The organism is Rathayibacter sp. VKM Ac-2754, from assembly GCF_009807095.1.
Classification (GTDB): Bacteria; Actinomycetota; Actinomycetes; order Actinomycetales; family Microbacteriaceae; genus Rathayibacter.
On the sequence record NZ_WUCC01000008.1, the window covers coordinates 101,781 to 114,081 of the forward strand.

The following is a 12,301-nucleotide window of genomic DNA, read 5'->3' on the forward strand; positions in this document are numbered from 1 at the left end:
CGCTACAGGGTGGCGGAGCGGGTCTCGTCCCGGTCGGAGGGCGCCTCGTCGTCGGTCTCGTCGTCCAGGTCGTCGTCGGTCGCGGGCGGCACCGAGCCGCCCCTGATCGGCACGCGCGCCGGGTCGAGCGAGCGTCCGAGAGCGACGAACTCGTCGACGCCGAGCTCCTCGCCGCGCGCCGTCTGCGGCACGCCCGCGGCCTCGAGCGCGGCGATGGCGGCGGCGCTGTCGCCGAAGAGCGACGAGAGCGACTGGCGGAGCATCTTCCTCCGCTGGGCGAAGGCGGCGTCGACCACCGCGAACACGGCCCGGCGCAGGGTCTCGTCGCCCGGCTCCTCGCCGCGCTCGAAGCCGACCAGCACGCTGTCGACGTTGGGGACCGGCCAGAAGACCTGGCGCGAGACGGTGCCTCCGGTCGTGAACGAGCCGAACCAGGCCGCCTTGACGCTCGGACCGCCGTAGACCTTGGAGCCGGGTGCGGCGGCCAGGCGGTGCCCGACCTCGGCCTGCACCATCACGACACCCGAGCGGATGCTCGCGAAGTGCTCGAGGAAGTGCAGGAGGACCGGCACCGAGATGTTGTACGGGAGATTCGCGACGAGCCGCGCCGGCTCGCCCGGCAGGTCGAGCACGCGCATCGCGTCGGCGTGCACCACCTCGAGCTCGGCGCCGGGAGCCATCAGCTCGACCGTGCGGGGCAGCTGCTCGGCGAGGCGGCCGTCGATCTCGACCGCGACGACTCCGGCGCCCGCCTCGAGCAGGCCCAGGGTCAGCGAGCCGAGGCCCGGGCCGATCTCGACCACGGTCTCGCCGGCCTGCACCCGCGCCAGCTTCACGATGCGGCGCACCGTGTTGGCGTCGTGCACGAAGTTCTGGCCGAGCTTCTTGGTCGGCGTGACGTCGAGGATCTGCGCGAGGTCGCGGATCTCGGCCGGGCCGAGCAGTCGCGGAACGCTCGCGATCGACGGCTCGGCGGCGTGGCGTCCGCTCATGCGAGCGGTCCGACGGGCTCCGTCGGCTCGGAGCCGACCTCTCCGCCCCACTCGCCGTAGACCTGCTCGGTGTTGGAGGCGATCGTCGCGGCGAGGTGTCCGACGTCGGTCTCGAGGTACTCGGCCATCGCGCGCACCGTGTGCGGCATGAGATACGGCGCATTGGGGCGGCCGCGGAACGGACTCGGCGTGAGGAACGGCGCGTCCGTCTCGACCAGGATCAGGTGCCGCGGAGTGACCGCGAGCGCCTCGCGCAGCGCATCCGCGTTCTTGAAGGTCACGTTGCCGGCGAAGGAGAGGTACCAGCCCTCCTCCGCGCACATCCGCGCCATCTCGGCGTCGCCGGAGAAGCAGTGGAAGACGGTGCGCTCGGGGGCGCCGACGCGGCGGAGGGTGTCCATCACCTCGCGGTGCGCGTCGCGGTCGTGGATCTGGAGCGCGACCCCGGTCTCCTTCGCGATGCGGATGTGCTCCTCGAACGAGCGGTACTGGGCCGGACGACCGCTCTCTCCGGTGCGGAAGAAGTCGAGCCCGGTCTCGCCGACGGCGCGGACGCGCGGCTGGGTCGCGAGCTCGGCGATGACGGCGAGCGCGTCGTCGAGCTCGCCGCGCGCGTCGAGCTCGGGCGCCTCGTTGGGGTGGATCGCGACGGCGGCGAGCATCCGCGGCTCGGAGGCGGCCATCTCGGCCGACCAGCGGCTGGTCTCGACGTCCGTGCCGACCTGGACGACTCCGCGGACGCCGACGGTGGAGGCGCGGTCGAGCTGCTCGCGGTAGTCGAGGGGCTCGAGGCCGTCCGCGATCTCGAGGTGCGTGTGGTTGTCGTAGACGGGGACCACGAGCGCTTCGGGCAGCGGCGGGTACGTCAGGTCGCGGCCCGAGGTGTTCTCGCGGGCGCGGACGTGCTGGCTGTCGGTCATGCGCTCCAGGCTAGCGGGGTGCTCCTGACGGTTCGCGAGGGAACCCCGGACCGTCGAGGCCGCCCGGTGGTGCCGGCTCCCTCGACGGTCCGGGGTTCCCTCGATGCCGATCCGACGGCACCGCCGGGGTCAGACGGCCGGCACCTCGATGCGCGGGAAGAGGGGGGCGAGGGCCCCGACCGTCGTGCCGACGGGCAGCTGGCCCCACTCCCCCGCCTCGCGGAGGCGCTGCGCGGTGAGCGCGCCGAGGGACTCCTCGACGCCGAGCGCCTCCCAGAGCAGGGTCGTCGCGCGGGGCACGACCGGCGAGAGCAGCACGGCGAGGGCGCGCAGCCCCTCCGACGCCGTGTAGAGCACGGTGCCGAGGCGCTCGCGGTCGCCCGCCTTCGCCAGTGCCCACGGCTCCTGCTCGGTGATGTAGCCGTTGAGCTCGTCGACGATGGTCCACACCGCCGTGATGGCGTCGTGGATCGCGAGTGCGTCGATCGCGCGGTCGGCCGTGGTCGCCGCCTCCGCGACGGTGCGCCGGACGCGCTCCTCCGCCTCGGTCGGCGCGCCCGACTCGGGGACGACGCCGTCGTAGTAGCGGTGCAGCATCGCGATCACCCGGGAGGCGAGGTTGCCGAAGCCGTTCGCGAGCTCGGCCTGGTAGCGGGCCGACAGGTCCTCCCACGAGAACGAGCCGTCCTGCCCGAAGGTGATCGCGCGCATGAAGTAGTAGCGGAACGCGTCGGAGCCGAAGGTGTCGGTGATCTGCTCGGGCGCGATGCCGGTGAGCTTCGACTTCGACATCTTCTCGCCGCCGACGAGCAGCCAGCCGTGGCCGAAGACCTGCTTGGGCACCTCGAGCCCGGCGGCCATCAGCATCGCGGGCCAGATCACCGCGTGGAAGCGGAGGATGTCCTTGCCGACGATGTGGGTGGCGGGCCAGCGGCGCTCGAACTCGGCCTCGTCCTGGCCGTAGCCGACGGCGGTGATGTAGTTGAGCAGCGCGTCGAACCAGACGTAGACGACGTGCGAGTCGTCCCACGGCACCTTGACGCCCCAGTCGAAGCTCGAGCGCGAGATCGACAGATCGGCGAGACCCGCGCGCACGAAGCTGACGACCTCGTTGCGCGCCGACTCCGGCTGGATGAAGTCGGGGCGCTCCTCGTAGAGCGCGAGCAGGCGCTCGGTGTACTGGCTCATCTTGAAGAAGTAGTTCTTCTCCTTGAGCAGCTCGACAGGCTTCGAGTGGATCTTGCAGACGTACTGCCCGATGTAGTCGCCGGTGCCCTCCTCGAGGTCCGAGAGCTGCTTGTACTCCTCGCAGCCGACGCAGTAGTAGCCCTCGTACTCGCCGGTGTAGACGGCGTCCTCGTCGTAGAGCTTCTGCAGGAAGCGCTGCACGTTGACCTCGTGGCGCTCATCGGTGGTGCGGATGAAGTCGTCGTTGGCGATGTCGATGGTCTCGAGCAGCGGCTGCCAGGCGGTCTGCACGAGGCGGTCGGCCCACTCCTTCGGCGTCGTGCCGTTCGCGGTCGCCGTGCGCAGGATCTTCTGGCCGTGCTCGTCGGTGCCGGTGAGCAGCCAGGTGTCGTCACCCGCCTGGCGGTGCCAGCGCGTCAGCACATCGGCGGCGACCTCGGTGTACGCGTGCCCGATGTGCGGGACGTCGTTCACGTAGAAGATCGGGGTCGTGAGATAGAAGGAGGCGCCGTCGGACATGGCGACCATCCTATTCTTCGCGCGGGACGCCTCCCGGTATGTGACGCCGGGGCCGCGCAGCGCTCAGGCGCGGCGGGAGGCGAGCGCCGCCTCGTAGAGGGCGCGGCGCGAGAGGCCGGTGTGCTCGGCGACCTCGGCCGACGCCTCCTTGAGGCGGTCTCCCGCCGCGACCCGCTCGAGGACGGCGAGCAGGGCGTCCTCGAGCGACGCCTCCCGCACAGGGGCGCCCTCGACCACGAGGCAGATCTCGCCGCGCAGCCCGCCGGCGGCCCACTCGGCCAGCTCGGCGGCCGGGCCGCGGCGCACCTCCTCGAACATCTTCGTCAGCTCGCGGCAGACGACGACCCGGCGCTCGGGGCCCATCACCTCGACGAGATCCGCGAGCGCGTCGCCGATGCGGTGCGGCGACTCGAAGAAGACCATGGTGCGGCGCTCGTCGACCAGGGCGCGGAAGGTCGAGATCCGCTCCCCGTGCTTGCGGGGCAGGAAGCCCTCGAAGCTGAAGCGGTCGGTCGGCAGGCCCGAGACGGCGAGCGCCATCAGAACCGCCGAGGGCCCTGGCAGCGCGGTCACGGCGACACCCGCGGCGACCGCGGTCTCGACGAGGTGGTAGCCCGGGTCGGACACCGTGGGCATGCCCGCGTCGCTGAGCACGAGGAGGTCCTCCTCGCGGGCGAGCTCGACCAGCTCGGCCGAGCGCTCGCGCTCGTTGTGGTCGTGCAGGGCGTAGAGGGTCGGCCGGTTCTCGATGCCGAGGGCGCGCAGGAGCTGGATCGTGACGCGGGTGTCCTCGGCCGCGATGTGCTTCGTGGTCGAGAGCGCCTCCACCAGCCGCCTCGAGGCGTCGCCGAGGTTTCCGATGGGCGTGCCGGCGAGGATGATCATGCGGCCATCCTCCCAGCCGGGAGTCTCGCGGGGGCCCTGGGCCGAGTCGCCGCCGCGGCCCGCTCGGCCGGATGTCGACGGATCCGGCCGATCCGCGCGATCTCGCGGAGGGCGGGTGTCGCCGCCCGGTTAGCATGGCCGAGTGACGGACCGACCGCAGCGCGACTTCGACGACCTGCTCCTCGACTCCGCCGGATCGACGCGATCGGTACCGCTCGATCCCGCCGAGACCGCGGCGTCGACCCCGCGGGTGCGCCCCGACGTGCCGCGCGGCTCGTGGTTCGACGACGTCTTCGGGCGCCTCGTCACCACCCCCGGACGACGCCGGCTCTACGACCTGGGGCTCCCGCTGCTGGTCGTCGTGGTCGCCGCGGTCCTGCGGCTCTGGAACCTCGGCCACCCCCGCACGCTCGTCTTCGACGAGACCTTCTACGTGAAGGACGCCTGGACGCTCTGGAACCTCGGCTTCGAGGGCGCCTGGCCCGAGAACTCCGACCCCGGCTTCGCGACCGGCACCGTCGACGTCTTCACCGGCGCTCCCTCGTTCGTGGTGCACCCGCCGCTGGGCAAGTGGATCATCGGGCTCGGCATGGGCGTGCTCGGTGCCGACGACAGTGTCGGCTGGCGGATCTCGACGGCGTTCGTCGGGATCCTCGCGGTCGCCCTGGTCATCGTCATCGCGAAGCTGCTCTTCCGCTCGACGCTGATCGCCTCTCTCGCCGGCCTCTTCCTCGGGCTCGACGGCCACGCGATCGTGATGTCGCGGGTGTCGCTGCTCGACGGCATCCTGATGTTCGTGGCCCTGTGCGGAGTCGCGGCCGTCCTCCTCGACCGGCGCTGGGCCGAGCTGCGGCTGGCCGAGAAGGTGGCGGCCGGCGCCCTGCCGACCTGGGGGCCCGTGCTCTGGTGGCGGCCGTGGCTGCTCACCGCCGGTGTCTTCTTCGGCCTCGCCGCCGGGGTGAAGTGGACCGGGATCTACTTCCTCGCCGCCTACGGCCTCTACTCGGTCCTGGTCGACGCGATGATGCGCCGCCGGGCGGGCGTGCCGTTCTGGGGCAGCGGCGCGGTCCTCAAGCAGGGGCCGGTCACCTTCCTCCTGGTGGTGCCGATCGCGCTCGTGGCCTACCTCGCGACCTGGCTCGGCTGGCTGCGCACCTCCGGCGGCTGGGCGCGGCAGTGGGCGACGGAGGCCCCGGGCAACGCCTGGACGGGCGCCCTCGCGTGGGTGCCCGACTGGGCTCAGAGCCTCTGGCACTACCACGTGCAGATGTACGACTACTCGATCAACCTGCGGGCCACGCACCCCTACCAGGCGAGCCCGCTGACGTGGCTGCTGATGCAGCGCCCGACGAGCATGTACTTCGTCGACCAGGCGACCGGGGTCGACGGCTGCGCGGCGGCGCGCTGCGACGAGGCGATCACCTCGGTGGCGAATCCGCTGATCTGGTACGCCGGAGTGATCGCCCTCGGCTACCTGCTCTACCGCTTCGCCCGCTACCGCGAGTGGCGCGCCGGCTTCGTGCTGATGGGGATCGTCGCCGGCTACCTGCCGTGGATGCTCTACCTCGACCGCACCGTCTTCCAGTTCTACTGCGTGGTCTTCGAGCCCTACATGATGCTCGCGCTCGCCCTGACGGCTGGGATCGTGCTCGGCTCCCCCGGCGACGAGAGACGCAGGCGCACCACGGGGATCGTGGTCGTCGGAGTCTTCGTCGTGCTCGCAGCGGCGCTGACGGCCTACTTCTATCCGCTCTGGACGGGTCAGCAGACCTCGTTCGCGTTCTGGCAGGCGCACATGTGGCTGCCGTCGTGGGTCTGAGCACGGCGCTCCGTCGCCTCGGACCGGGAGTCGCGGTCTGCGCGCTCGCGGCGCTGATCGCGTCCGCGGTGCACGCGGCGTTCCCCGCGGTGCCGATGCTGACGGCGGCGGTGGCGCTCGGGATCCTCGTGGGGCAGCTCCCCGCCGCCCGGGCGGCGCTCGGCCGCCTCGCCCCGGGGCTGAAGTTCTCGTCGCGCACCCTGATGCGCACGGGGATCGTGCTGCTGGGGCTCAAGCTCTCCCTCGTCGACATCGCCGGGCTCGGCGCGGGGGCGATCCTCGTGGTCGTCGGGATCGTGCTCGCCACCTTCGCGTTCACCTACGCCCTCGGGCGGGCGCTGCGGCTGCCCGGCAAGGAGCCGCTGCTGCTGGCCGCGGGGTTCTCGATCTGCGGCGCGTCCGCGATCGGCGCGATGGCGGGAGCGACGCGGGCGAAGGAGGAGGAGCAGGCCACTCCGATCGCGCTGGTGACGCTCTGCGGGACCCTCGCGATCGCCGTCCTGCCGGCGCTGCAGCAGCCGCTCGGCCTCTCGGACGTCGCGTACGGGCACTGGGTCGGTGCCTCGGTGCACGACGTGGGGCAGGTGGTCGCGACGGCTCAGGTCGCCGGCGCCTCGGCGCTCGCGATCGCCGTCGTCGTCAAGCTGACGCGGGTCGTGATGCTCGCGCCGATGGTCGCGGTCGCGGCGGCGCTCTCCCGGCGCGCGGGCGACGGCGGCACCGGGGCGCGACCGGCGATCGTGCCGCTGTTCGTCGTCGGGTTCCTCGCCGCCGTGCTGGTGCGCTCGTTCCTCCCGGTGGCACCCGAGATCCTCGCCGCCGCCGATGTCGCGCAGACCTGGCTGCTCGCCGCCGCGCTGTTCGCGCTCGGGAGCGCCGTGCGGCTCCGGTCGCTGGTGACGACCGGATGGCGCGCGCTGGTCGTGGCGTTCGCGTCGTGGACGGCCATCGCGGCAATGGCGCTGGCGGCGGTGCAGGCGGCGGGCTGATCCGGCGTCCTCGAGTGGGGGCGGCGCGTTCTGTTACGGGATGCGACGCTCCCGGCCCGGAGGTGTCGGTAGCGGCGGCTAACGTCGATCCCATGGCAGATCGCGAGTACGGCTTCAAGACGCGTGCGATCCACGCGGGCAACATCCCCGACCCGGTGACCGGAGCGCGCGCGCTGCCGATCTACCAGACGAGCGCGTTCGTCTTCGACGACACCTCCGACGCGGCGGCGCGCTTCGCCCTGCAGAAGTACGGCAACATCTACTCCCGCCTGTCGAACCCGACCGTCGCCGCGTTCGAGGAGCGGGTCGCGAGCCTCGAGGGCGGCCTCGGAGCCGTCGCGACCGCCTCCGGCCTGTCGGCGCAGTTCGTCACCTTCGCGGCGCTCGTCGGAGCGGGCGATCACGTCGTCTCCTCCGCGAACCTCTACGGCGGGTCGATCACGCAGCTCGACGTGACGCTGCGGCGCTTCGGAGTCGACACCACGTTCGTGCAGTCGAGCGACCCGGCCGACTACGCCGCGGCGATCACGGACAAGACCAAGGTGCTCTACGCCGAGACCATCGCGAACCCCTCCGGCGAGATCGCCGACATCGAGGGCCTCGCCGCGGTCGCGCACGCCGCGGGCATCCCGCTCATCATCGACTCGACCGTCGCGACGCCCTACCTGGTGAGGCCGATCGAGTGGGGCGCCGACATCGTCATCCACTCGGCGACCAAGTTCCTCGGCGGGCACGGCACGACCCTCGGCGGCGTCGTCGTCGAGTCGGGCCGCTTCCACTACTCGCACGAGAAGTTCCCGCTGCTGCACGACGCCGTCGCCTCCTACGGCGGGCTCTCGTGGGACGGCAACTTCGGCGAGTACGGGTTCCTCACCCGGCTGCGCGCCGAGCAGCTGCGCGACATCGGACCGGTCCTCGCGCCGCACTCGGCCTTCCTGCTCGCGCAGGGCGTCGAGACGCTGCCCTACCGGATCCAGGCGCATGTCGACAACGCCCGCCGCGTCGCGGAGTGGCTCGACGCCGACGAGCGGATCGAGGCGGTCTACTGGGCGGGCCTCCCCGAGCACCCGCACCACGCCCGCGCCCAGAAGTACCTGCCCAAGGGGCCGGGCTCGGTCTTCAGCTTCGTCGTCAAGGGCGGCCGCGACGTCGGCCAGACCTTCATCGAGTCGGTCGACCTCGCCAGCCACCTGGCGAACATCGGCGACGCCAAGACGCTGATCATCCACCCCGCCTCGACCACGCACGCGCAGCTCACCGAGCAGCAGCTGCTGCACGCCGGCGTCCTGCCCGGTCTCGTGCGCCTCTCGGTCGGCATCGAGGACGCGGACGACATCATCTACGACCTCGACCAGGCGCTGACCCGGGCGGTCGAGAAGCACGGCACCCCCGATGCTCCGACCGAGCTCCCCGACGACGTCTCGGTCACCGTCGACTCCCCGACCGTGGAGGTCTGAGCCATGACCACGACCGATGACACCGTCGTCGCGCAGCTGACCAACGGGCTGAGCTGCTCCGTGCCGGCGAACTCGCCGCTCGCGAAGCTGCTGAAGTCGCAGCGCACCTGGGTCGGGCCCGACGCGAAGCAGCGGCTCGACATCCTCCGCCGCGCGAAGACCGTCGCGATCGTCGGAGCGTCGCCGAACCCCGCGCGCTCGTCGTACTTCGTGTCGACCTACCTGCAGCAGTCGAGCGACTACGAGCTGTTCTTCGTGAACCCGAACGCGACCGAGATCCTCGGGCAGCCGGTCTACAGGAGCCTCGCCGATCTGCCCGTCGTGCCCGACATCGTCGACGTGTTCCGCAAGGCGAGCGACATCCCCTCGGTGATCGACGACGTGGTCGCGATCGGCGCGCCGACGGTCTGGGTACAGCTCGGCATCTGGAACCAGGAGGCGGCCGAGTACGGCGAGTCGAAGGGCCTGACGGTCGTGATGGACCGCTGCATCAAGGTCGAGCACGCGCGCTTCCACGGCGGGCTGCACCTCCTGGGCTTCGACACCGGCCAGATCACGGCGCGCAAGACGATCCGCTGACCCGGCCGGGCCGCCGCCGGCACCTCCGGCTCGCAGAATCGCGTTCGGCTCGCGGGAATCCTCGATTCCCGCGAGCCGAACGTCGTCTCACGAGCCGGAGGCGCCTCCGACCGCCGCGCGAGGAGGCGCGTCAGTCGCCCTTCACGTTGACCAGCTGCCGGAGCGTGCGGCGCACCTCGACGAGATCCGCCGCGTCGGCCATCACCCGGTCGATCGGCTTGTAGGCCGCCGGGATCTCGTCGACGAAGGCGTCGGTGTCGCGGTACTCGATGCCCGCCATCGCCTCTCGCAGCTGCTCGTGCGTGAAGGTGCGCCGCGCCGCCGACCGCGAGTACTCGCGTCCCGCCCCGTGCGGCGACGAGTTCAGCGACACCGCGTCACCGCGCCCGACCACCACGTAGGAGGCGGTGCCCATCGACCCCGGGATGAGCCCGGGTCGCCCCGCATCGGCCTGGATCGCGCCCTTGCGGCTCACCCAGACCTCCCGGCCCCAGTGGCGCTCCTTCTCGGTGAAGTTGTGGTGGCAGTTGATCCGCTCGGCCTCCACCACCGGCGACCCGGTCCACTCCGCGAGCTGGCGCACGACGCGGTCCATCATCTCCTCGCGGTTGAGCAGGGCGAACCGCTGAGCCCAGCGGAGCTCGGCGATGTAGCGGTCGAACTCGGCCGTCCCCTCGACCAGGTAGGCGAGATCGGGGTCGGGGAGGCCGATCCAGTGCCGCGCGCAGTACTCCCGCGCGACCTCGATGTGCGCACTCGCGATCCGGTTGCCCACGCCCCGCGATCCGGAGTGCAGGAACAGCCACACCGCGCCCGTCTCGTCGGCGCTGACCTCGATGAAGTGGTTGCCGCTGCCGAGAGTTCCGAGCTGCAGCGCCCACTGCTTCGAGTAGCGGGCTGGATCGAAGCCCGCCTCGGCGGCGAGCGCCTCCAGCTCGGCGATGCGCGGCGCCGCGGTGGCGACGATCTTCCGGTTCGACGCTCCCGCCGACAGCGGGACCGCCCGCTCGATCTGGCGACGCAGCTCGCCGAGGTCGAGGCCGGCCAGGTCGTCGCGCGTGAACTGCGTGCGGACGGCGATCATGCCGCAGCCGATGTCGACTCCGACCGCCGCCGGGATGATGGCGCCGAGCGTCGGGATGACCGAGCCGACGGTCGCCCCGCGCCCGAGGTGCGCGTCGGGCATCAGCGCCAGGTGGGGGAAGATGAACGGCATCTCGGAGGCCGTGAGGGCCTGCTGCCGCGCGCTGTCGTCCAGGATGCTGGCCCAGGACACGAGCCGCTTCGTGATTCTCTGCATGGTCCTTCCTCTCGTGAAGGCCCGGCGGACGCCGGGATAGGGGGGAGACGCGTTCGGGGCGGCGGGATGCCGCGAGCCGGTCACGCGTCGACTCCCCTGCAGAGGAGGACGACGGGGAGGGCCCTGGAACCGATGGCGCCGAAACCGATGTCGTCCGGGGCCGTCGGCGGATGCCTACGGGTGCCGGACGACTCCGGGCTGGAGGTGCGCCTGAGCGCGCTTCGAGCATTCGAGCTCGACCGCGCCGGAGAGAGCGCGGAGGCGGTCGGCGTCGAGCAGCGCGGGGCGGGTCGATCGATTCGCGGTCACGGGCTGCTCCTTCCGGGCGTCGGGGTGGCGCGCTCCGGCGGCGCGCCCGGGCGAAACTAGCAGCCCGGGCGTGTCGCGTGCAACCCGGGCGTGTCGGACCGCAGTTCCTCAGCGGAGAAGCGTCCTCCGCCTCGACGGCGAGCACCTCCCCCTCGAGTCGCAGAGTCCTCCGCATCCCGTGCACGGTGTCTGGGCGACCCCTCCGTATGCGGAGGCGTCGCCCGTCGCAGGAGTAGGCAGGACGGGCAAGGGACAACGGCGACTCCGCCGATCGTGACAACGAATCAGGCCGTCTCGACGGCCGCGAAGAGGTGTACGCAACGATGAGAACCTTCACTTCCACTCCGCCCACGACGACCGCTCGACGGCCCGTCCGGCGACTGCTGATAGCCGGGGCCACGTGCGGTGCCCTGGCCTTCGGGTCGTTCGCCGCGGCGCCGGCGGCCTTCGCGGCCGACCCTCCGGTCGCTGTGCAGGCGACCTCCGCGGCCGCCTGGACCGTCGTGGCCGAGGGCGAGAACAGCGCCAACGCGCAGACGGTGCAGCACCTGCTGAACGCCGCCGGGTACCCCGTCGACGCCGACGGCGTCTTCGGCCCCGCCACCGCCGCCGCGGTCACGTCGTTCCAGACCGACCGCGGTCTCTCGGCCGACGGCATCGTCGGCGAGCAGACCTGGTCGGCCCTCATCACGACGCTCTCCTCCGGCGACACCGGCGAGGCCGTCTCCGGGCTCCAGGTGCAGCTCGACAAGACCGGCGCGGGGATCACCGTCGACGGCTCCTTCGGACCCGCCACCCTCTCGGCGGTGCAGAGCTTCCAGTCGGCGGCCGGGCTCACGGTCGACGGCGTCGTCGGCCCGCAGACCTGGCAGTCCCTCGTCGGCTCCGGATCGGGGACCACGCCCGAGCCCGGTCAGCCCGGCGAGACCTTCGCCACCCTGAGCGAGGAGCAGCTCACGAACGTGCGCGTCATCATCGCCGAAGGGAAGACCGCGGGCGTCCCCGAGTACGGCTGGGTGGTCGCGATCGCCACGGCGATGCAGGAGTCGCGACTGCGCAACCTCTCGGGCGGCGACCGCGACTCGGTCGGGCTGTTCCAGCAGCGCCCGTCGGCCGGCTGGGGAGACCCCGCCGCCCTCGTCGACCCGGTGTACGCCTCGCGGGCGTTCTACGGAGCGGCGAACAGCCCCACCTCGAACACGGGCCTCACGGACGTGGCCGGGTGGGAGTCGATGTCGGTGACCGAGGCGGCGCAGGCCGTGCAGGTCTCGGCGTACCCGGACGCCTACGCCCAGTGGGAGACGCTGGCGCGCGAGGCCGTCGCGAGCGAGGGATGAGGACCAT

11 protein-coding genes are annotated in these 12,301 nt (G+C 71.9%); 5 read left to right on the forward strand and 6 right to left on the reverse strand.

Going from position 1 to position 12,301, the window contains the following annotated elements:
* Positions 1-2 precede the first annotated feature (2 nt).
* The 4 genes from rsmA to rsmI form a co-directional block, all read right to left on the reverse strand.
* Complete coding sequence (rsmA, locus tag GRS92_RS14105) at positions 3-992, reverse strand: 16S rRNA (adenine(1518)-N(6)/adenine(1519)-N(6))-dimethyltransferase RsmA (RefSeq protein ID WP_159857456.1); 990 nt, start codon at positions 990-992, stop codon at positions 3-5.
* Positions 989-1,912, reverse strand: coding sequence for a TatD family hydrolase (locus GRS92_RS14110; protein ID WP_159857458.1), 924 nt, complete (start codon positions 1,910-1,912; stop codon positions 989-991). The genes rsmA and GRS92_RS14110 overlap by 4 nt, the downstream gene beginning before the upstream one ends.
* A 129-nt stretch (positions 1,913-2,041) precedes the next feature.
* Positions 2,042-3,619 carry a methionine--tRNA ligase gene (gene metG / locus GRS92_RS14115; protein WP_159857460.1) on the reverse strand — a complete coding sequence of 526 codons (1,578 nt, stop codon included), beginning with the start codon at positions 3,617-3,619 and terminating at the stop codon, positions 2,042-2,044.
* Between the two features lie 63 nt (positions 3,620-3,682).
* Positions 3,683-4,504: a 16S rRNA (cytidine(1402)-2'-O)-methyltransferase gene (rsmI, locus tag GRS92_RS14120; protein WP_159857462.1), complete on the reverse strand. Its 822-nt coding sequence runs from the start codon at positions 4,502-4,504 to the stop codon at positions 3,683-3,685.
* 142 nt (positions 4,505-4,646) lie between these two features.
* On the opposite strand from rsmI, the gene GRS92_RS14125 reads away from it, so the two are divergent.
* The 4 genes from GRS92_RS14125 (at position 4,647) to GRS92_RS14140 (ending at position 9,348) form a co-directional block, all read left to right on the forward strand.
* Positions 4,647-6,323 carry a dolichyl-phosphate-mannose--protein mannosyltransferase gene (locus GRS92_RS14125; RefSeq protein ID WP_235022040.1) on the forward strand — a complete coding sequence of 559 codons (1,677 nt, stop codon included), beginning with the start codon at positions 4,647-4,649 and terminating at the stop codon, positions 6,321-6,323.
* Positions 6,314-7,312: a YeiH family protein gene (locus tag GRS92_RS14130; RefSeq protein WP_159857624.1), complete on the forward strand. Its 999-nt coding sequence runs from the start codon at positions 6,314-6,316 to the stop codon at positions 7,310-7,312. The genes GRS92_RS14125 and GRS92_RS14130 overlap by 10 nt, the downstream gene beginning before the upstream one ends.
* Before the next feature lie 92 nt (positions 7,313-7,404).
* Positions 7,405-8,769, forward strand: a complete 1,365-nt coding sequence (locus tag GRS92_RS14135; RefSeq protein ID WP_159857464.1) for an O-acetylhomoserine aminocarboxypropyltransferase/cysteine synthase family protein — start codon at positions 7,405-7,407, stop codon at positions 8,767-8,769.
* 3 nt (positions 8,770-8,772) lie between these two features.
* The gene (locus GRS92_RS14140; protein ID WP_159857466.1) at positions 8,773-9,348 is read left to right on the forward strand and encodes a CoA-binding protein; all 576 of its coding nucleotides are present in this window, start codon (positions 8,773-8,775) and stop codon (positions 9,346-9,348) included.
* Positions 9,349-9,478: 130 nt separating this feature from the next.
* On the opposite strand, the gene GRS92_RS14145 is transcribed toward GRS92_RS14140, so the two are convergent.
* Both GRS92_RS14145 and GRS92_RS19135 read right to left on the reverse strand, forming a co-directional pair.
* Positions 9,479-10,648 carry an RtcB family protein gene (locus tag GRS92_RS14145; protein WP_159857468.1) on the reverse strand — a complete coding sequence of 390 codons (1,170 nt, stop codon included), beginning with the start codon at positions 10,646-10,648 and terminating at the stop codon, positions 9,479-9,481.
* Positions 10,649-10,822: 174 nt separating this feature from the next.
* The gene (locus GRS92_RS19135; protein ID WP_268817151.1) at positions 10,823-10,957 is read right to left on the reverse strand and encodes a hypothetical protein; all 135 of its coding nucleotides are present in this window, start codon (positions 10,955-10,957) and stop codon (positions 10,823-10,825) included.
* Positions 10,958-11,280: 323 nt separating this feature from the next.
* Between GRS92_RS19135 and GRS92_RS14150 the strand changes: the two genes are divergently transcribed.
* Positions 11,281-12,294, forward strand: a complete 1,014-nt coding sequence (locus GRS92_RS14150; RefSeq protein ID WP_159857470.1) for a peptidoglycan-binding domain-containing protein — start codon at positions 11,281-11,283, stop codon at positions 12,292-12,294.
* The last annotated feature ends 7 nt before the right edge of the window (positions 12,295-12,301 follow it).